Annotated in this window: 17 protein-coding genes; 10 read left to right on the top strand and 7 right to left on the bottom strand. The window is 71.0% G+C overall.

Annotated features, from left to right (window positions below; genetic code table 11):
- Window positions 1–110 precede the first annotated feature (110 nt).
- The 3 genes from ACH65_RS16695 to ACH65_RS16685 all read right to left on the bottom strand — a co-directional run bounded on the left by ACH65_RS16695 (window position 111) and on the right by ACH65_RS16685 (window position 4368).
- A complete protein-coding gene (locus ACH65_RS16695) occupies window positions 111–1961 on the bottom strand; it encodes a monovalent cation:proton antiporter-2 (CPA2) family protein (RefSeq protein ID WP_049623761.1) in 1851 nt (616 codons plus the stop codon).
- Between the two features lie 146 nt (window positions 1962–2107).
- The gene (gene hemB, locus ACH65_RS16690; protein ID WP_049623760.1) at window positions 2108–3100 is read right to left on the bottom strand and encodes a porphobilinogen synthase; all 993 of its coding nucleotides are present in this window, start codon (window positions 3098–3100) and stop codon (window positions 2108–2110) included.
- A 173-nt stretch (window positions 3101–3273) separates the two neighbouring features.
- Window positions 3274–4368, bottom strand: coding sequence for an ABC transporter ATP-binding protein (locus ACH65_RS16685; RefSeq protein ID WP_049623759.1), 1095 nt, complete (start codon window positions 4366–4368; stop codon window positions 3274–3276).
- Between the two features lie 199 nt (window positions 4369–4567).
- Here ACH65_RS16685 and ACH65_RS16680 point away from each other — a divergent pair, with 199 nt between their 5' ends.
- The 3 genes from ACH65_RS16680 to ACH65_RS16670 all read left to right on the top strand — a co-directional run bounded on the left by ACH65_RS16680 (window position 4568) and on the right by ACH65_RS16670 (window position 7938).
- The gene (locus ACH65_RS16680) at window positions 4568–5920 is read left to right on the top strand and encodes a GH1 family beta-glucosidase (RefSeq protein ID WP_049623758.1); all 1353 of its coding nucleotides are present in this window, start codon (window positions 4568–4570) and stop codon (window positions 5918–5920) included.
- 85 nt (window positions 5921–6005) lie between these two features.
- Window positions 6006–7028 carry a glucokinase gene (gene glk / locus ACH65_RS16675; protein WP_153242650.1) on the top strand — a complete coding sequence of 341 codons (1023 nt, stop codon included), beginning with the start codon at window positions 6006–6008 and terminating at the stop codon, window positions 7026–7028.
- A gap of 226 nt (window positions 7029–7254) precedes the next feature.
- Window positions 7255–7938: an HAD family hydrolase gene (locus ACH65_RS16670; RefSeq protein ID WP_049623757.1), complete on the top strand. Its 684-nt coding sequence runs from the start codon at window positions 7255–7257 to the stop codon at window positions 7936–7938.
- A 207-nt stretch (window positions 7939–8145) separates the two neighbouring features.
- Here the strand turns inward: ACH65_RS16670 and ACH65_RS16665 are convergent, their stop codons facing one another.
- The 3 genes from ACH65_RS16665 to secB all read right to left on the bottom strand — a co-directional run bounded on the left by ACH65_RS16665 (window position 8146) and on the right by secB (window position 12972).
- On the bottom strand, window positions 8146–11169 hold the full coding sequence (locus ACH65_RS16665) for a DEAD/DEAH box helicase (protein ID WP_049623756.1): 3024 nt from the start codon (window positions 11167–11169) through the stop codon (window positions 8146–8148).
- 262 nt (window positions 11170–11431) lie between these two features.
- Window positions 11432–12457, bottom strand: a complete 1026-nt coding sequence (locus ACH65_RS16660) for an NAD(P)H-dependent glycerol-3-phosphate dehydrogenase (protein WP_049623755.1) — start codon at window positions 12455–12457, stop codon at window positions 11432–11434.
- An 8-nt stretch (window positions 12458–12465) separates the two neighbouring features.
- Window positions 12466–12972 carry a protein-export chaperone SecB gene (secB, locus tag ACH65_RS16655; protein WP_049623754.1) on the bottom strand — a complete coding sequence of 169 codons (507 nt, stop codon included), beginning with the start codon at window positions 12970–12972 and terminating at the stop codon, window positions 12466–12468.
- 302 nt (window positions 12973–13274) lie between these two features.
- On the opposite strand from secB, the gene rpmB reads away from it, so the two are divergent.
- Window positions 13275–13511 (top strand): 50S ribosomal protein L28, encoded by a 237-nt coding sequence (gene rpmB, locus ACH65_RS16650; RefSeq protein WP_049623753.1) that lies wholly within the window; start codon window positions 13275–13277, stop codon window positions 13509–13511.
- A 14-nt stretch (window positions 13512–13525) separates the two neighbouring features.
- The gene (gene rpmG / locus ACH65_RS16645; protein ID WP_049623752.1) at window positions 13526–13693 is read left to right on the top strand and encodes a 50S ribosomal protein L33; all 168 of its coding nucleotides are present in this window, start codon (window positions 13526–13528) and stop codon (window positions 13691–13693) included.
- 279 nt (window positions 13694–13972) lie between these two features.
- Here rpmG and ACH65_RS16640 read toward each other — a convergent pair whose 3' ends face one another.
- Window positions 13973–15166, bottom strand: coding sequence for a DesA family fatty acid desaturase (locus ACH65_RS16640; RefSeq protein ID WP_049623751.1), 1194 nt, complete (start codon window positions 15164–15166; stop codon window positions 13973–13975).
- 139 nt (window positions 15167–15305) lie between these two features.
- Between ACH65_RS16640 and ACH65_RS16635 the strand changes: the two genes are divergently transcribed.
- The 5 genes from ACH65_RS16635 to gndA all read left to right on the top strand — a co-directional run bounded on the left by ACH65_RS16635 (window position 15306) and on the right by gndA (window position 20120).
- Entirely contained in the window at window positions 15306–16049 is a 744-nt protein-coding gene (locus ACH65_RS16635) for an ABC transporter ATP-binding protein (RefSeq protein ID WP_049623750.1), read from the top strand.
- Window positions 16046–16801 (top strand): ABC transporter permease subunit, encoded by a 756-nt coding sequence (locus tag ACH65_RS16630; RefSeq protein WP_049623749.1) that lies wholly within the window; start codon window positions 16046–16048, stop codon window positions 16799–16801. The genes ACH65_RS16635 and ACH65_RS16630 overlap by 4 nt, the downstream gene beginning before the upstream one ends.
- Window positions 16801–18156, top strand: coding sequence for a GldG family protein (locus ACH65_RS16625; RefSeq protein WP_049623748.1), 1356 nt, complete (start codon window positions 16801–16803; stop codon window positions 18154–18156). The genes ACH65_RS16630 and ACH65_RS16625 overlap by 1 nt, the downstream gene beginning before the upstream one ends.
- On the top strand, window positions 18153–18644 hold the full coding sequence (locus tag ACH65_RS16620; RefSeq protein ID WP_049623747.1) for a hypothetical protein: 492 nt from the start codon (window positions 18153–18155) through the stop codon (window positions 18642–18644). Before ACH65_RS16625 ends, ACH65_RS16620 begins: the two co-directional genes overlap by 4 nt.
- Before the next feature lie 66 nt (window positions 18645–18710).
- Complete coding sequence (gndA, locus tag ACH65_RS16615; RefSeq protein ID WP_049623746.1) at window positions 18711–20120, top strand: NADP-dependent phosphogluconate dehydrogenase; 1410 nt, start codon at window positions 18711–18713, stop codon at window positions 20118–20120.
- Window positions 20121–20147: the final 27 nt, after the last annotated feature.

Genomic DNA, 20147 nt, shown 5'->3' with positions numbered 1-20147 from the left:
GCCTCACGCACCCGTCGAGCCGAAGGCTCGGCGGGCGCCGCATCGGGGTGCCCTTCTCTTTGATATCTCTTGCCGATCGCGCAGGCTCCATGCCGAAAGCCCGACGCAATTCACAACGCCGAATCCAACCCACCCCTGGCCGCCGCTTCCGGCGCCTTCTCCCGCTCCCGCTCCGCCTCCGGCTCCTCGTCCGCCCGGAACAGCTGCTCCAGGTCCTGCAACGCCTCGCGGGTGGTCTGCATGATCTTGGCGTCGTCGTCGTAGACCAGGTACTGCCGCTTGAGCAGCTCCGCGTCCTGGCGGCGGAAGCGCTCCACACGGTCGGCCGCCAGCTCGGGCGAGAGACCGAGCGCCTCCAGCGCCATGCGCGTCATCTTGAGACTGGAGTACAGCGTCTCGCGCACCGGCGTGTCGATGCCTAAGTCCATCAGGCGCCAGGCGTGCTGGCGGTTGCGCGCGCGGGCGATGATCTTCAGGTGCGGGAACTGCCGACGCACCACGCGCGCGATCTGCAGGCTCGACTCCGGGTCGTCGCTGGCCAGCACGAACACCTCGGCCGTCTCCGCCTGCGCCGCGCGCAGCAGGTCCGGGCGCGCGGGGTCGCCGTAGAAGAGGTTGTTCCAGCGGCCGAAGCGCTGCACCTGCTCGAGCTGCTCGACCGAGTGCTCCAGCGCCACGAACGGGATGTTCTGCGCGCGCAGCACGCGCGCCACGATCTGGCCCATGCGCCCGTAGCCGGCGATGATCACCCGCGGCGAATCGGCCTGGATGGCGTCGTATTCGCGCGCGCGCTTCTTCTTCGGGCCGGCGCCGAGCAGCCGGCCGGTAAGCGCCACCAGCGGCGGCGTGAGCGCCATCGACAAGGTGATCGCCAGCACCAGCAGGCCGTGCACGTCGTCGGCGAGCAGGTCGCGGCCGGCGGCGAGCTTGAGCACCACGAAGGCGAACTCGCCGCCGCAGGCCAGCAGCACCGCCAGGCGCAGCGACTCCCGGCGATCGAGGCCGCCGACCAGCCGCCCCAGCGGCCACAGCAGCGCGCCCTTCACCAGCAACAGCCCCACGATCAGGCCCAGCACCGCCAGCGGCTCGTGCAGCAGCAGCTTGAGGTCGATCGACATGCCCACGCTGATGAAGAACAGGCCGAGCAGCAGGCCCTTGAAGGGCTCCAGGTGCGATTCGACCTCGTGCCGGTATTCGGAGTCGGCCAGCAGCACGCCGGCGAGGAAGGCGCCCAGGGTCACCGAGATGCCGGCGCGCTCCATCAGCCAGGCGGTGCCCATCACCACCAGCAGCGCGGTGGCGGTGAACACTTCCACCGTGTTGGACTTGGCCACGAAGCGGAACACCGGGCGCAGCAGGTAGCGGCCGCCCACCACCACCGCCACGATCGTGCCCACGGTGCGCAGCACCGCCGACGGCTCGATGCCATGCTTGGCGGAGGAATGGGTGAGCAGCGGGATGGAGGCCAGCAGCGGGATCGCCGCCAGGTCCTGGAACAGCAGGATGGCGAAGGCCTGCCGGCCGTAGGCCGAGCCGACCTCCTTGCGCTCGGCCAGGATCTGCAGGCCGAACGCGGTGGAGGACAGGGCCAGGCTGCCGCCCACCACCGCCGCCGCCGCGGTGCTCAGGCCGAACAGCGCGTAGCCCACGCCACCGATCACCGCGGCGCTGGCCAGCACCTGCAGCAGGCCGGTGCCGAACACCGAGCGGCGCATCACCCACAGGCGCTGTGGCGACAGTTCCAGGCCGATCACGAACAGCATCAGCACGATGCCGAACTCGGAGATGGTGCTGACGCCGGCCGAGTCGGACACCAGGCCCAGCAGCTGCGGACCGATCACCACGCCGGCAAGGAGATAGCCGAGCACCGAGCCCAGGCGGAAGCGCTTGGTGAGCGGCACGGCGATCACCGTCGCCAGCAGGAACACCAGCGCGGTCTGCAACGGATGATGGGTTTCCACGTGGGCGCGGCTCCGGGTCCTTGGCCCTGGATTATTCCATGCGGCCATGGTGCCATGCGGAACGCACGCTTACTCGATGCCGCCCTCGCCTGCGGCATCCCCCTCCCGCGCCGCGCCCCCGTCCCTGCGCGGCCGAAGGTGGGCGGTCAGCCCCCGCGCAGCCAGCGCGCGGCGTCGATCGCGTAGTAGGTGAGGATGGCGTCGGCACCGGCACGCTTGAACGCGGTGAGCGATTCCAGCACCGCCGCCTTCTCGTCCAGCCAGCCATTCCGCGCGGCGGCCTTGAACATCGCGTACTCGCCGCTCACCTGGTACACGAAGGTGGGCATGCCGAAGGCGTCCTTCACCCGGCGCAGCACGTCGAGGTAGGGCAGGCCCGGCTTCACCATCACCGCGTCGGCGCCCTCGGCGATGTCCAGCTCCACCTCGCGCAGCGCTTCGTCGGCATTGGCCACGTCCATCTGGTAGGTGTGCTTGCCGCCCTTGCCGAGGCTGGAGGACGAGCCCACCGCGTCGCGGAACGGGCCGTAGAAGGCCGAGGCGTACTTGGCCGAGTAGGCCAGGATGCGGGTGTGGATGTGGCCGGCCGCCTCCAGCGCGTCGCGGATGGTGCCAATGCGCCCGTCCATCATGTCCGAGGGCGCCACGAAGTCCATGCCGGCCTCGGCCTGGGCCAGCGACATCTTCACCAGCGCCTCGACGGTGGGCTCGTTCATCACGTAGCCGTGCTCGTCGATCAGGCCGTCCTGGCCGTGGGTGGTGTAGGGGTCGAGCGCCACGTCGCCGATCAGGCCGAGTTCGGGGTAGCTGGCCTTGAGCGCGCGGGTGGCGCGCTGGAACAGGCCGTCGGGGTTCCAGGCCTCGCGGCCGTCCTCGGTCTTCACCGCATCGCCCGGCGAGGGGAACAGCGCCAGCGCGGGGATGCCAAGCTCCACGCACTCGCCGGCGAGCTTGAGCAGCTCGTCGATGGAGAGCCGCTGCACACCCGGCATCGAGGGCACGTCCTCGCGCTGGCCTTCGCCCTCGCGCACGAAGGCGACCATGATCAGGTCGCTCGGCAGCAGGGTGTGCTCGCGCATCAGCGCGCGGGAAAAGGCATCGCGGCGCATGCGGCGCATGCGGATGGTGGGAAAGCTCATGCGGAGATCGTCCTTCAGCGGGGAAGACAACCGGCCCATTGTACGCCCGGGTATGGCGCGGGCCTCCCGCCGGCGCGACAAACTGCCCGGGGAAAGAACCACCATGCTCGCGCCATGCCATGCCACGCCATGTCATGCCGTCGGCATGACACCCGCCGCTCCAGGCACTGGCGCTAGTCGCCGATGCGCACGCCTTCCTGCGCATCGAAGAAGTGCAGCCGGTCGACCGCCAGCACCAGCGCCACCGTACTGCCCGGCGCCGGCAGCGCGCGCGGCGGCATGCGCGCCACCAGCGGTTGCGCGCCGTAGCGCAGGTTGAGGAAGACCTCGTTGCCCACCGGCTCGAGCACTTCCAGGTGCGCGGCCAGGGCAGCGGGGCCGTCGCCGGCATGCAGCGCCAGATCCTCCGGCCGCACGCCCAGCACCACCTCGCGATCGAGCCACGCTTCCAGCGCGGCCGCCTGCGCCGGTTCGCCCAGGCCGAGCACGCCCGCCGATGTGGCGAGCCGCCAGCCGCCCTCGCGGTGCAGCGTGCCGCGCAGCAGGTTCATCGCCGGGCTGCCGAGGAAGCCGGCCACGAACAGGTTGGCCGGGCGCTCGTAGAGCTTCATCGGCGTGTCGATCTGCTGGATCACGCCGCCGTTGAACACCACGATGCGCTGGCCCAGCGTCATCGCCTCGATCTGGTCGTGGGTGACGTAGACCATGGTGGCGCCCAGGCGCTGGTGGATGCGCGCGATCTCCACCCGCATCGTGAGGCGCAGCTTGGCGTCGAGGTTGGACAATGGCTCGTCGAGCAGGAACACCTTCGGATCGCGCACCAGCGCCCGCCCCAGCGCCACGCGCTGGCGCTGGCCGCCGGAGAGCGCCGCCGGCAGCGCGGCGAGGCGATGCTCCAGCTCCAGCATCTTGGCCACCTCCTGCACGCGCCGTTCGATCGCCGCCTTCGGCTCGCCGCGCAGGCGCAGGCCGAAGCCCAGGTTCTCGGCCACGCTCATGTGCGGGTAGAGCGCGTAGTTCTGGAACACCATCGCGATGTCGCGGTCCTTCGGCGCCACCGCGTTGACCACCCGGCCGCCGATGCTGAGCGTACCGCCGCTGATCGACTCCAGCCCCGCGATCATCCTGAGCAGCGTGGTCTTGCCGCAGCCGGAAGGCCCCACCAGCACCAGCAGCTCGCCGTCGGCGATCTCGAAGCTGGCCTCCGCCACGGCCACGTGGCCGTTGGGGTAGACCTTGCGCAGGTGGTCCAGGCGTACTGTCGCCATGAGGGCTCCGGGTTGGGGGAACGAACAGGAAACGAGGCATCAGGAAAGGGAAAAGCGTAAGGGACGCACCGCCCAGCCAACCGCGCCGCGCACGCCCACCCGATTCCCCACTCCCGATTCCCGATTCCGGACTCTTCGGCTATTCTCCGCATGTAAACGTTTACATCAAGCCGCGTCGCGGCATCGAGAGCCCCCGACCATGACCCGCAGCTTCCGCTTCCCCGAAGGCTTCCTCTGGGGCGCCGCCACGTCCGCCTACCAGATCGAAGGCTCGCCGCTGGCCGACGGCGCCGGCCCCAGCATCTGGGAGCGCTTCGCCCACACGCCCGGCATGATGGTGGGCGGCGACACCGGCGACATCGCCTGCGACCACTACCGCCGCTACAAGGACGACGTGCAGTTGATGAAGGCGCTGGGCCTCAAGGGCTACCGCTTCAGCATCAACTGGGCGCGCGTGCTGCCCGAGGGCATCGGGCGGGTCAACCAGAAGGGCCTGGACTTCTATTCGCGGCTGGTCGATGAGTTGCTGGAAAACGGCATCGCCCCCAACGCCACGCTGTTCCACTGGGACCTGCCGGCGGCGCTGGACGACCGCGGCGGCTGGCTCAACCGCGACAGCGCGCACTGGTTCACCGAATACGCCGAGGTGGTGTTCAAGGCGCTGGACGGCCGCGTGCGGCGCTGGGCCACGCTCAACGAACCGTGGGTGGTCACCGACGGCGGCTACCTGCACGGCGCGCTGGCGCCCGGCCACCGCAGCAAGTACGAGGCGCCCATCGCCGCGCACAACCTGATGCGCGCCAGCGGCGCCGGCATCCAGGCCTACCGCGCGCACGGCCGGCACGAGATCGGCGTGGTGTTCAACATCGAGCCGAAGTACCCGCACTCGGACAGCCCCGAGGACCTCGCCGCCACCCGCCGCGCCCACGCCTACATGAACGAGCAGTTCGCCGACCCGGCCCTGCTCGGCAGCTACCCGCCCGAGCTCAAGGAGATCTTCGGCGAGGCCTGGCCGGATTTCCCGCAGGAGGATTTCAAGCTGACCCGGCAGAAGGTCGATTTCGTCGGCATCAACTACTACACCCGCGCGGTGGTGAAGCACGACCCGCTGCAGTACCCGCTCGAGGCCTCGCCGGTGCGCCAGCCCAACAAGACCTACACCGAGACCGGCTGGGAGGTGTTCGAGCAGGGCCTCACCGACACGCTCACCTGGTTCAAGGACCGCTACGGCGACATCCCGCTCTACATCACCGAGAACGGCTCGGCCTTCTACGACCCGCCGGTGGCCGAGGCCGAGGTGCTGGACGACCCGCTGCGCACCAGCTACCTGCGCAAGCACTTGAAGGCGCTGCACAATGCGATCGAGGCCGGGGTGAACCTCAAGGGCTACTACGCCTGGTCGCTGCTGGACAACCTGGAATGGTCGCTGGGCTTCTCCAAGCGCTTCGGCCTCTACCACGTGGATTTCGCCACGCAAAAACGCACGCCCAAGGCCACCGCCAGGCTCTACGCGCAAGTGATCGCCAGCAATGGAGCCGTTTTGGACGTCTAAACCGCCCCCATACCACCCCTAACACTGGACGTGGAGCCGGCGGCAGGGCACCCTAGGGAATTCGCATGTGCACCAAGGTTTCCCCATGATGTCCGATGCCGGCGCCGCCGCCCTGACTCTGCTCGTCGATCTCGGCGGCACCAACGTCCGTTTCGGTGTGGCCGACCCCGTCCTGGAAGCGCCCCTGCTGCCCGACAGCGTGCGGCGCTACCGCGTGGCCGAGCACGAGTCGCTGGTGGCCACGGCGCGGCACTATCTGGAGGACACCGGGCTCAAGGTGAAGCGCGCGGTGGTGGCCGCCGCCGGCCGCATCGACGACGGCGAGACGGTCAAGGTCACCAACAACCCGTGGGCGATCTCCGCCCGCCAGACCGCCAGCGAGCTGGGCCTGGAGGCGGTGCACCTAGTCAACGACTTCGCCGCGCAGAGCATGGCCGTGGCCCTGCTGCAGCGCGCCGACCTGGTGCAGGTCGGCGCCCCGCCGCTGCCCACGATCGGCGCCGACGAGGAGCAGACCTTCGCCGTGGTCGGCCCCGGCACGGGCCTGGGCGTGGGCGGCCTGCTGGTGCGCCAGGGCCATTGCAGCGTGCTGCAGACCGAGGGCGGCCACGCCGGCTTCGCCGCGCACACGCACGAGGACATCGCCATCCTCGACTACCTCAACCAGCGCTTCGGCCGCGTCTCCAACGAGCGCCTGATCTGCGGCCAGGGCCTGGTGAACCTCTACGACGCGTTGTGCAACATCGCCGGCACCACCGCCGAGCCGCTGCTGCCGGAGGACATCACCGCGCGCGCCAAGGACGCTTCCGATCCGCTGTGCGTGCGCACGGTGGAGACCTTCGCCGGCATCTTCGGCAGCGTGGCCGGCGACCTGGTGCTGACGCTGGGCGCCTGGGACGGCGTCTACCTCACCGGCGGCCTGATCCCGATCCTGCTGCCGTGGCTGGAGCGCGGCCACTTCCGCGAGCGCTTCGAGGCCAAGGGCCGCTTCCGCGACATCATGCAGAAGGTGCCCACGCAGGCCATCATGAACCCCGAACCCGGCCTGCTCGGCGCCGCCGCGCTGGCGGTGGTGGAGTCGGGCCGACCGTTGCTGCGCCAGCCCTGACGCGGGCGCAGCGGCCATCGGCACCGCCTCGGCGGGCGCCGCTGCCGGCCGCTCCGACAACCGCAACGCCCCGGCACCGCACGGCGGGGCCGGAAGAAGCAAGGATCGATGCCCGGCCCGGATGCGCCCGCGTCGGCGGCGCGTGGCGCGCCACGGCCCCGCCCGACGCTGACGCTTCATGCGCTGTGCGCCACACTATGCCTCCCCTTCCCGCGGAGACACCCCGGTGCCCCGATCCTCTACCGCCTTCCTGTTCGACCTCGACGGCACGCTCGTCGACAGCGTCTACCAGCACGTGCTGGCATGGAAAGAAGCGCTCGACCGCGAAGGCGTGGAGCTGGCGGTGTGGCGCATCCACCGCCGCATCGGCATGAGCGGCGGCCTGTTCACCAACATGCTGCTGCGCGAGACGGGCCTTGAGATCACCGAGGAGCGCGTCGAGCGCCTGCGCCGGTGGCACGCCGAGGCCTACAACCGGCAGGCGATGCAGGGGTCGGTGCGCCCCCTGCCCGGCGCGCGCGCACTGCTGGCCGTCCTCACCGAGCAGGACATGCCGTGGGCCATCGCCACCAGCGGCCGCATGGAAACCGCCGCGCACAACATCGAGGCGCTCGGCGTCGATCCGTCCAGGGTCCCGGTGGTGACGCGCGACCAGGTGCGCCACGCCAAGCCCGACCCCGACCTCTTCCTCGCCGCCGCCGAACGCCTCGGCGTGGACATCCACCAGTCGCTGGTGATCGGCGACAGCATCTGGGACATGCTCGCCGCCCAGCGCGCCCGCGCGCTCGGCGTGGGCGTGCTCTGCGGCGGCTACGGGCAGGAGGAACTGGAACGCGCCGGCGCCTTCCGCGTCTACGAGGACCCGCTGGACCTGCTGCGCCACATCGACGAGGTGGCGGCGCGGGATTAGGCGAGCCGGCAAACGGCAGGGAACACACGCAAAGGCCTGGCGATCACGCCGCCTTGCGTTCGCGGCGTCATGGTCACGCCCCTTGGAGCCTGTTCACGATCTCCCCGCTGGTGTCCGCGAGAGTAGGCTTGCTGTGTTGTTGGCCCCATCGCAGGCTGGCCGGCCTTTGACCAGATCGCGCCAACGTTTCGTTTCAACCAGGCCCGCTCAGCCCGGCGCCAGCAGCGTATCCAGGTCGTCCTGGTCAAAGCTCAGCCGCTCGCGGGTGCCGCCGCCTTCGAGTACCGCCTCGGCCAGTTCGGCCTTGCGCGCCTTCAGTTCCTCGATGCGCTCCTCCACCGTGTTGGCGGTGATCAGGCGGAACACGAACACCGGCTTGTCCTGGCCGATGCGATGGGCGCGGTCGGAGGCCTGGGCCTCGGCGGCGGGGTTCCACCACGGGTCGTAGTGGATCACGGTGTCGGCGGCGGTGAGGTTCAAGCCCACGCCGCCGGCCTTGAGCGAGAGCAGGAACAGCGGCACGTCGCCTTCCTGGAACTGGCGCACCGGCTCGGCGCGGTCGCGCGTCTCGCCGGTGAGCATCACGTAGCGCAGGCGGCGGCGCTCCAGCTCGCTGGCGATCAGCTTGAGCATCTCGGTGAACTGCGAGAACAAGAGCACCTTGCGCCCCTCGGCGAGCAGCGCAGGCAGCATGTCCATCAGGAGCTCGAACTTGGCCGAGTCGCGCACGCCGCGGGCCGCCTCCAACTTCACCAGGCGCGGGTCGCAGCAGACCTGGCGCAGCTTGAGCAGCGCGTCGAGCACCACGATGCCGCTCTGCGCGATGCCGCGCTGGGCGATCACCTCGCGCAGTTCCTCGGTGAGGGTGAGGCGCAGGCTCTCGTACAGCTCGCGCTGGCGCCCGTCCAGCACCACGCGGCGGGTGATCTCGGTCTTCGGCGGCAGCTCGGAGGCCACCTGGGCCTTGGTGCGGCGGAGGATGAAGGGCGCCAGGCGGCGGTTGAGGCGCTGCTGGCATTCCTCGTCGTGCTGGCGCTCGATCGGGATGCGGTAGTGGCGGCGGAACGCGCCCTCGTCGCCGAGCAGGCCGGGCACGGCCAGGTCGATCTGCGACCACAGCTCGCCCAGGTGGTTCTCCAGCGGCGTGCCGGTCAAGCAGATGCAGCGCGGCGCGCGCAGGCTGAGCGCGGCGCGGCGCGCCTGGGTGCGAGGGTTCTTCACCTGCTGCGCCTCGTCCAGCACGATCAGCGCGAACGGCTGCTTGCGCAGCGCCGCCACGTCGCGCGGCAGCAGCGCGTAGCTGGTGAGCACGATGTCGTGCGCGCCGAGCTGGGAGAAGTCGCCGCTGCGCTGCGGCCCGTGCAGGGCCAGCGCCTTGAGCGCCGGCGCGAAGCGCGCGATCTCGGCCTGCCAGTTGGGGATCAGGCTGGTCGGCACCACCACCAGCGCCGGCCGGGTGAGCGCACCGGCCTCCTTCAGCGCCAGCAGATGGGTGATGAGCTGCAGGGTTTTTCCTAAGCCCATGTCGTCGGCCAGCACGCCGCCGATGCCAGCCTCGGCCAGCGCGTTGAGCCAGCGCAGGCCCTCGCGCTGATAGGGGCGCAGCTCCACCGTGAGGCCGGCCGGCACCGCGTCGCTGGCGCGCTCGGCGGCGTCGCGCAGGCGCGCGGTGAAGCCGCGCAGCGGTTCCGGCGCGTCCAGCTCGCCGCCGCTGGGCAGCGCCTCCACCAGTTCTTCCAGCCGCCCCGCCTGCACGCGCGGCAGGTGCAGCTGGCGGCGTGGCTTCTCCAGGTATTCGGCCAGCGGCGCGAGCAGGCCGCGCAGCTCCTTCAGGCGCACTGGCACGCGGCGGCGCTCGTCCACCGGGGCGTACCACACCGCGTCGTCCGGCTCGTTCGGCGCGGGGCTGAGGTTCAACTGGTGCTCGGCCAGCGCCTGCGCCACCGCCGGCAGCAGGTTGTGGCGCCTGCCTTCCACCTCGATGCCGATCTCCAGGTCGAAGGCGTGGTCGTCCACGTCCTCCTGCGCCTGGCCGTACCAGCGCACCGGGCCGTCGAGCACCTCGAAGGGGAAGCTGGCGGCGTATTCGAGCAGGAAGCTTTCCGCCTCCAGCCGCGGCCGCAGCGCCAGCCAGCGTGCCGGCGTGTTCACCTCCAGCGCGCCGGCGTGGCCCTTGCCGGGGAACAGCCAGGCGTCCTCCGGCAGGGTGTCGGCGAGGTCCCAGGGCAGGCCCTCGGTGTCCACCGCGGGGGTGAGGCCGGCGCGTTCGAGCTGTTCCATGGCGGAGAGCTCCTCCGCGCGGCGGCGGGCGATCTCCACCAGGCGGCCGTTGCGCACGCGCCGCACCAGCGGCTCGCCGCCGCGGCCGGGCAGGCGCTCGCCAGCGTAGTCGAAGGCGAGCCGCGCGTAGGCCAGCGGCGGCGTGCCCGCGGCCAGGCGCGCGTGGCGGGTCAGCGCATGCAGGGTGAGCACCGGCCTGGGCGCCAGCTCGGCCCGCTGCAATTCGTCGAACACCTGCGGCGGCGGCACGCGGCCGGCCAGGCGGCTGGCGGGCAGCGCATCGCGCAGGGCGCGGCTGTCGTCGGGCTTGAGCGGCGGCAGGTCGAGCCAGCGCACTTCCTCGGCCGGCGCTTCCAACCGGCCGAGTTCGGCGTGCTCGGCGTCGAGGTACCACAGGCCCTCCACCCGCAGCAGCCGCTGGCTGTGCGGCAGCGACGGCAGCAGGCGCTGGCCGCCGTCCACTTCCAGCTGCCAATGCCAGTCGAGCGGATGCGCGCGCCCGCGCGCGAGCTGCAGGCCGGCGAGCCCGCCCAGGAAGCACGGCGCGATGTCGAGCATCTCGGCCAGCAGCGCGTCGCCGACGTGGCCGGAGAGCTGCGCATAGCTGCGGCCCTTGCGCGGCGTCTGCGGCAGGCCGAGCACGGTGGCGGCCAGGCGCTGCTCGTGGGTCGACAGCGGCGCGTGCACCAGCCGTTTGCTGTCCAGCGGCACCGGGCGCACGTAACGGCCGTGCTCGACCACCGCCAGCATCGCCGGCGCGACGTCGAGGCGAACGGAAGGCGTGCCCTCTTCCGGCACCGCGTCGAGGAAGAAACCGAGCACGACCGGCTCGACCGGCGCCGCCGGCGCCGGGACGAACAGCCGCCGCCACGGCGCGGCCACGCCCTCCACCTCGCCGTCGGCGCGGACGGGCGGCGCATCGCGGTGCTGCTTGTCGTCCGGTTGCTGCATGCGGGAAGCGGTCCGTCGGCCGGGCCAAAACAACGAGCTTAGCAAGGCTGCGATGAGGAATGCGCGTCGGTGGCGACGGAAATGCCGTCCGCGATCCGGGGAATGGACGTTCCGGGGCCGCACGCCCCGACGAGGGCGACGGTGGCCGAGGCGGCAGCCCGCCGCCGTGCCTCGCGGCAAAACCCACCACGCCCCGCCCGCGGGCGCAGTCGGCCCGGCCCCCCGGCGATGGGATGCCCGAGGCGGCCATGCCGCCGCCTTATCAGAACGGGCCGAACAGGCCCTCGGGGTACTCCGGCTTCTGCTCGCGCGCCATCAGCCGCTTGAGGCTTTCGGCCGGCGTGATCTCGCCGTGCAGCACCGCGTGCACGCCGCTACTGATCGGCAGGTCCAGGCCGTGCTTGCGCGCCAGGCGCATCACCTCGTCGGCGGTGAGCACGCTTTCCACCACCTGGCCGATCTCGCGCACCGCGTCCTCGATGCCGATGCCGTGGCCCAGCGCGAGGCCGAGCCGGCGGTTGCGCGAGAGATCGCCGGTGCAGGTGAGCACCAGGTCGCCCAGGCCCGACAGGCCCATCAGCGTTTCCGGCCGCGCGCCGAGCGCCTGGCCCAACCGCAGCATCTCGTTCATGCCGCGGGTGATCAGGCCGGCGCGGGCGTTGAGCCCGAGCTGCATGCCGTCGGCGACGCCGGTGGCCACCGCCAGCACGTTCTTCATCGCCCCGCCCAGCTCCGCGCCGAGCACGTCGTTGCCCGAATAAGCGCGGAAGTTGGGCGCGTGCAGCAGCGAGGCCAGCTGCTGGGCGAAATCGCTGTCGGTGGAGTGCACGGTGACCGCGCTGGGCAGGCCGGCGGCCACCTCCTTGGCGAAGGAGGGCCCGGTGACCACCGCGGCCGGCCGGCCGGGCAGCTTCTCGGCCACCAGCTCGTGCAGGAAGCGGCCGGTGCCCGGCTCGAAGCCCTTGGTGGCCCAGGCGATGCCGGCGTCGGGTTCGAGCAGCGGGGCGATCTCCTCCAGCATCGCCGCGAAGGCGTGGCTGGGCACCACCACCAGCACGACCCCGGCGCCGCGCAGAGCGGCAGCCAGGTCGCTCTCGTAGCCGAGCTCGGCCGGCAGCTCGAGGTCCGGCAGGTAGCGCTGGTTGCGCCGGCTGGCCGCCATCGCCGCCAGCGCCGCCGCGTCGCGTCCCCACAGCCGGGTGGGCACGCCGTTGCGTGCGGCCAGCGCGGCCAGCGCCGTACCCCACGAGCCGGCGCCGAGCACGGCCAGAATCGGCTTTTCAGCCATCGCGTGCGTCAGCTGTTGAGCACCGGGGCGTCGCCGCCGCCCGCCAGGCGGCGCTGCTGTTCGGCGAACAGCGCGTCGAAGTTGATCGGCTGCAGCAGGAACGGCGGGAAGCCGCCCTCCAGCACCAGCTGCGAGATCACCTGGCGCGCGTAGGGGAACAGCAGGTTCGGGCAGTAGCTGCCGATGATCCCCGCCTGCTCCGCCTCGCCGAAGCCGGCGATGCCGAACAGGCCGGCCTGGTGCACTTCCGCCAGGTAGGCGGTGCGCTCGCCCAGCGTGCAGGTCAGGGTGAGGCTCAGCACCACCTCGTAGAGATCGTTACCGAGGTCGGCGGCCTGGTGGCCGAGGTTGAGCTGCACCTGCGGCGCCGTCGAGGCGTCCTCGGCGATCTCCTGGAACACCTGCGGTGCGTTCGGCGCCTCGAACGAGACGTCTTTCACGTAGATCTTCTGCAGCACCAGCTGCGGCTGGGTGGCCTGGCCGTTGGCCTGGCCGTTGGTGGTGACGTCTGCCATGGGAAAACCCCTCGAGTTCGGTAAGCGTGTGAAGCTCAAAGAGATCGATTGTTCCATACATCCCCGCGGCCCGCCACGCGGCGGTCGCGGCCCGGCACCCCGAATCTTGCATAAAGCGCTGTTTTGCGGAGATAATGGTGGGCTCGACCCTGTCGACCCGGCCTCGCCGGGCAGTCCGCGACGCGATGCGGGCCTCACGACGGGCGACATGCAAGACCTCCAGCATCGCGTGGCGCCCCGGGCGTCGCTGGGCCGACGTCGCCCTGGCCAACGGGCGGTCAACAGAATCTACGGAGGTCATCATGGCCCGTGTATGCCAAGTCACCGGAAAGGGTGTGCAGACCGGCAACAACGTCTCGCACGCCAACAACAAGACCCGTCGCCGCTGGTTGCCCAACCTGCACGAGCGCCGCTTCTGGGTCGCCAGCGAGAACCGCTGGGTGAAACTGCGCGTCTCCAACCAGGCGCTGCGCACCATCGACAAAAAGGGCATCGAGGCCGTGATCGCCGAGCTGCGTGCCCGCGGCGAGAAGATCTGAGGAGGACCTGAGCCATGTCCAAGAGCAAGAGCGACAAGATCCGTCTGATCTCTTCGGCCGGCACCGGCCACTTCTACACCACGCAGAAGAACAAGAAGAACACGCCGGACAAGTTCGAGTTCCTGAAGTACGACCCGGTCGTGCGCAAGCACGTGATCTACAAGGAAGGCAAGATCAAGTGACCTTCCGGCGCCCGCGCCATGCGCGGGTGCCATGACGGAAGGCCATCCCGGCGCAGGCCGGGATCCAGCCCCTTGCGAAAACCCGCCTTCGTGGCGGGTTTTTTTATGGTCGATTTTCGGGAACGGGGAACCGGGAACGGGGAAATCCTCCGCAGCATTCGCGGCAGGTGCCGCTCAAAATTTCGCCGCCTCTACGCCATCATGCCCCCAGGTATGGCGCCCAAAAGAAAAGCCCGCCATGCGGCGGGCTTCTCCTCGAGCTCGGGCGGGGCGACGGCTTCAGCGCGTGGCCACCGAGTAGCCCTTCAGCCGCGCGGCGAACTGCTGCAGCACGCGGATGCCGCTCTGCTCGGCCTCGTGGATCCACTGCTGCAGGCCCTTCAGCGACTGCTCCGCGCCGCGCTGCTCCATCAGGGCCACCAGGCGGGCGCGGAAATCGCACACCGTGCGCAGGGTCGGGCGATGCGCCAGCACGGCCTGCAGCTTGTCGCGGCCTTCCACGTCCAGCCAGCGGCCGCCGTCGGCCAGCGCGCGGCGCAGGCGGCGCGGCACCGAGCGGATGCTCTCGCCGGCATGCGAGGCCTCCTCGCGCAGGGTCGGCACGATCACCTGGCGGTAGTAGTCGGTGGTGGCCTGGAAGCGATGGGTGAGCACGGCCTTGAGCGTCTCCGCGTCGGGCAGGCTCACGTTCGGGCGCACGTCCAGCGTGGGCGCCACGCGCAGCACCTTGGCCAGGCCCACGGCGCGCAGGCCGCAGATCACCGCCCAGCCAATGTCGAACTCCCACTTGCGCAGGGCGAACTTGGCGGAGCTCGGGAAGGCGTGGTGGTTGTTGTGCAGCTCTTCGCCGCCGATCCACACGCCCCACGGCGAAAGGTTGGTGGCGGTGTCGGCACTCTCGAAATTGCGGTAGCCCCACCAGTGGCCGAGGCCGTTGACGAAGCCGGCGGCCCAGAACGGGATCCACGCCATCTGGATCGCCCAGATCGCCACGCCCACCACGCCGAACAGCGCCACGTTGGCGAGCAGCATCAGCACGATGCCCCAGTAGGGGTGGGCGCTATAGAGCTTGCGCTCCATCCAGTCGTCCGGGGTGCCGCGGCCGTACTTCTCCATGTCTTCCTGGTTCATGGTCGCGTCGCGGTACAGCGAGACGCCGTCCCAGAACACCTTCTTGATGCCGTGGACCTGCGGGCTGTGCGGGTCTTCCTCGGTCTCCACCTTGGCGTGGTGCTTGCGGTGCACCGCCACCCACTCCTTGGTGACCATGCCGGTGCTGGCCCAGCCCCAGAAACGGAAGAAGTGCGAGGCGACCGGATGCAGATCCAGGCCGCGATGGGTCTGGCAGCGGTGCAGGTAGATGGTCACCGTGAAGATGGTGAGCTGCGTCACCACCAGCGTGTAGACCACGATAGCGAGCCAGCCGGCCTGGGTGAAGCCGCCGGCGAGGAAGTTCAACACTGCATCGAGCATGGGAATGCCACTCGGGAAGAGAAAAGCCAGTCTAGACCAGGGGTTCCATACCTGCCAGCACGGTCACGGGCACCGTTCAGCGCACCGATTCCGCTGCGTATGGTTGTCTAAACTATGGGGGCGCCACGACAATCGGGCAATGTCCACGTCTCCTATCCTGTTAAGGCTCGATCGGGTCAGCCGGCAGCGCGCGGGGCGGCCCGCCGTAAGCGGGCTGTCGCTGGCGCTGGGGCGCGGCGAGGTGCTCGGCCTGCTGGGCGTCAACGGCGCGGGCAAATCCACCACGCTGGCGATGGTCGCCGGTGCGCTGCGGCCCGACAGCGGCACCATCGCGCTGGACGGCGAGGACTTCCTCGAACACCCCGAACTGGCGGCCACCCGGCTCGGCTGGCTGCCGGAGCAGACGCCGTTGTGGCCGGAACTGACGGTAGCCGAACACCTCCAAGCGCACGGTCGCCTGCGCGGCCTGGCCGGCGCCGCGCTGCGCGACGCCGTGGCCGCCACGCTGGCCCGGCTGGAACTCGAACCGCTGCGCCGGCGCCTGGCCGGCGTGCTCTCGCAGGGCCAGCGCCAGCGCCTGGGCCTGGCCTGCGCGCTGCTGCACCGGCCCACCCTGCTGGTGCTGGACGAGCCCGCCAACGCGCTCGACCCGGTGCAGGCCGCCGCGCTGCGCCGGTTGATCCGCGAGCAGGCCGCGGCCGGCGGCGCGGTGATCCTCTCCACCCACCTGCTGGCCGAGGTCACCGCGGTGTGCGACCGCGTGGCGATCCTGCACGAGGGCGTGCTGCGCCACGACGGCCCGGTGCCGAAGGACGACCACGCCGCGCTGGAGCGCCGCTTCTTCGAGATCGCCATGCAGGGCAGCGGGGCACGCGCCGCATGAATCTTTTCGCCGTGACGCGGCTGGAGCTGCGCCGTCTCCTCGTGCGCCCGCTCGGCTGGGTGCTGGCGGCGCTGACCCTGGCCTGGCTGGGGTGGAACTTCACCCTGCTGCTGGGCAACTTCCTCGGCGCGCAGGTGAAGCTCGCCGCGCAGCCGGACGCCCCCGGCTTCACCGACCTGGTGGCGGTGCCGCTGCTGGCGCAGCAGGGCTTCCTCGCCTTTCTGGTGGTGCCGCTGCTGGCGATGTCGACGCTGGCCGGCGAGCGGCGCGGCGGCACGCTGGGCCTGCTGGCCTCGCTCGGCCTGCCCCCTTCGCGCATCGTGCTCGGCAAATACCTCGCGCTGCTGGCGTGGCTGCTGCTGTGGCTCGCCCTGGCCGTGGCGATGCCGCTCGCGCTGGCGCACGCCGCCAGCTTCGACTGGGGCAAGTTCGCCGCCGCGACGCTGGGCATGGCGCTGCTGCTGGCCGCGCTGGCCGCGCTGGGCGTGGCCTGCTCGGCCTTCGCCACGCACCCGGCGCTGGCCGCCGCGCTGGCGCTGGTGCTCACGCTGGCCTTGTGGGGCGTGAACCTCGGCGCGCAGATGGCGGGCTTGAACGGCGGCGCGCTCAACTGGCTGGCGATGGGCTCCCACCTGCAACCCCTGCTGCGCGGGCTGGTGTCCAGCGCCGACCTGGTGTGGTTCGCGCTGCTCATCGTCGTGGCGCTGGCGCTGGCCGTGCGCCGGCTCGCCGCCGACAGGGAGCGCGGCTGATGCGGCGGCTGTTCGGACGTCTGGACGGCTGGCTGTTCGCGCTGGCCCTGCTGCTCGGCGCCGCCGCGCTCGGCTACCTCTCCACCCGCTACAGCTGGACCGCCGACTGGACCCGCGGCGGCCGCGCCAGCCTCTCGCCGGAGAGCCGCGCGGTGCTGGCCCAACTCGACGGCCCGGTGGAGGTCGTGAGCTACGCGAGCCCGCAGGGCGGCCTGCGCCAGACCATCGCCGGCTTCGTCGAGCGCTACCAGCGCGCCAGGCGCGACCTCAGCCTGCGTTTCGTCGATCCGCAGCAGGACCCGGCCGCGATGCGCGAGCTCGGTATCACCGTGGACGGCGCGCTGATCGTGCACTACCGCGGCCGCGAGCAGCGCCTGGACGAGCTCTCCGAACGCAGCCTCACCAATGCGCTGGAACGCCTCGCGCGCGGCGGCGAGCGCATCGTGGCCTTCGTCGCCGGCGACGGCGAGCGCCAGGCCGACGGCAAGGCCAATGCGGACCTGGGCACCTTCATGGCCCAGCTCGAGCAGCGCGGCCTGCGCGCGGTGCCGCTCAATTTCTCGCAGGTCACCGCGGTGCCCGAACACACCGACCTGGTGGTGCTCGCCAGCCCCTCGATGCCGCTGCCCGGCGGCGCGGCGAAGGCGCTGGTGGACTACCTCGCCCGCGGCGGCAACCTGCTGTGGCTCGCCGAGCCGGCCAACGAGGATCTCGGCCTCGCCCCGCTGGCCGACGCGCTCGGCGTGCGCGTGCTGCCCGGCGTGCTGGTGGACGGCGGCGGCGCCGCGCTCGGCCTCAAGGATCCGCGCCTGATCGCGCTGGGCGCCTACCCGATCCACGCCATCACCCGCGGCTTCACCCTCACCACGCTGTTCCCGCAGGCCTCGGCGCTGGCCCAGGCAAGCCAGCACGACTGGGCCGTGGTGCCGTTCCTGCGCTCGGGCCCGCAGAGCTGGACCGAGTTCCAGCCGATCCGCAACGACGCGCCATCCGACATCCGCTACGACGCCGGCGCCGGCGAGCTCAAAGGCCCGCTCGACTTCGGCTTCGCCCTCTCGCGCCTCTCGCCCAGCCCGGACAAGAGCGTGCAGCGCGCGGTGGTGATCGGCGACGGCGACTTCCTCTCCAACACCTTCCTCGGCAACGGTGGCAACCGCGCGCTGGGCGAGCGGGTGTTCGACTGGCTGCTCGGCGACGACGCGCTGGTCAACCTGCCGCCGCGCGGCGCGCCGGACCGCGCGCTGACCATCTCGCAGGGCGAGTTGAACGCGCTCAGCTTCGGCTTCCTGCTCGGCCTGCCGCTGCTGCTGCTCGTCGTCGGCGGCGCGATCGCCTGGCGCCGGCGCCGCCGGTGAAGCGGGCGACGCGCCAGCGCCTGGGGCTACTGATCGGCGTGGCCGCCCTGCTCGGCCTGGCCGGCTGGCAATGGCAGCACGATAGCGCGGCCGCACCCGGCGCCCTGCTCGACCTCGACCCGGCCGCGATAAGCCGCGTGGCCGTACAGCTTGGCCACGGCCCGGCCGAGGACTACCTGCGCCGCGACGGCCACTGGTGGCGCGCCGACGCGCCGGCCGTGCGCGCCGACGACGGCCGCCTGGACGAGCTGGCCGCCACCGCGCGGGCGCCGGTGCTGGCCTGGCGCGCCGCCGCCGACTTCGACCCGGCGAAGATCGGCCTCGCCCCGCCCCAGGCCACGCTGCGCCTGGACGGCCGCGAGCTCACCTTCGGCGAAACCGCCGTCACCGGCCCGCAGCGCTACGTGCGCGTGGGCGACCGCGTGGCGCTGGTGCCCGAGCGCTACATGCCGCGTCCCGCGCTGGCGCAGACCACCCGCGCGCATTGACCGCGCTTGCAGTGCGGCCGATATGCCCCATATTTCCCCAACTCGCGTTTCCCCAGGAGCTAAGCAATGACCCGGCAATCCATCGGCGTGATCGGCATGGCCGTGATGGGCAGCAACCTCGCCCGCAACATCGAAAGCCGCGGCCATGCGGTGTCGATCTACAACCGCACCCGCGAGAAGACCGACGAAGTGGTCGCCGCGCATCCCGATGCCAAGCTGGTGCCGACCTACACCCTGCAGGAGTTCGTCGATTCGCTGGAGAAGCCCCGGCGCATCCTGCTGATGGTCAAGGCCGGCGCCGCCACCGACGCCACCATTGCCGAGCTGAAGCCGCTGCTGGACAAGGGCGACATCGTGATCGACGGCGGCAACACCTTCTTCCAGGACACCATCCGCCGCAACAAGGAGCTGGCCGACGCCGGCCTGCACTTCATCGGCACCGGCGTCTCCGGCGGCGAGGAAGGCGCGCTCAAGGGTCCGGCGATCATGCCCGGCGGCCCGCGCGAGGCCTACGATCTGGTGGCCCCCATCCTCACCGAGATCGCCGCCAAGGCGCCCGACGGCGAGCCCTGTGTGGCCTACATGGGCCCCGACGGCGCCGGCCACTACGTGAAGATGGTCCACAACGGCATCGAATACGGCGACATGCAGCTGATCGCAGAAAGCTACGCCGTGCTCAAGGACGTGCTGGGCCTCTCCAACGCCGAGCTGGCCGAGGTCTACACCGAGTGGAACCAGGGCGAGCTGGACAGCTTCCTGATCGAGATCACCTCGCACATCTTCACCAAGAAGGACGCCAAGACCGGCAAGGACCTGGTGGACGTGATCCTCGACCGCGCCGCGCAGAAGGGCACCGGCAAGTGGACCAGCCAGAGCGCGCTGGACCTCGGCGTGCCGCTGCCGCTGATCACCGAGTCGGTGTTCGCCCGCGTGCTGTCCTCGCTCAAGGACCAGCGCGTGGCCGCCAGCGCCAAGCTCGCCGGCCCGGCGAAGAAACCGTTCGAAGGCGACCGCAAGGCCTTCATCGAGGCCGTGCGCCGCGCGCTGTACCTCAGCAAGATCGTCTCCTACGCGCAGGGCTTCGCCCAGCTGCGCGCAGCCTCGGACGAGTACGACTGGAACCTCGACTACGGCAGCATCGCCAAGATCTTCCGCGCCGGCTGCATCATCCGCGCGCGCTTCCTGCAGAAGATCACCGACGCCTACGCCAAGGACGCCAAGCTCGCCAACCTGCTGCTCGACCCGTACTTCCGCGACATCGCCGCCGACTACCAGCAGGCGCTGCGCGACGTGGTGAGCGCGGCCGTGCAGGCCGGCATCGCGGTGCCCACCTTCGCCTCGGCCATCGCCTACTACGACGGCTACCGCGCCGCCCAGCTGCCGGCCAACCTGATCCAGGCCCAGCGCGACTACTTCGGTGCGCACACCTTCGAGCGCATCGACGAGCCGGGCAGCTTCCACGTCGAGTGGGCGTAAGCTCGCGCCCCTAGGAGCCTGGGCGGC

This window comes from Frateuria defendens (assembly GCF_001182895.1).
GTDB lineage: Bacteria > Pseudomonadota > Gammaproteobacteria > Xanthomonadales > Rhodanobacteraceae > Frateuria_B > Frateuria_B defendens.
This window is presented reverse-complemented; position numbering and strand designations above follow the sequence as displayed.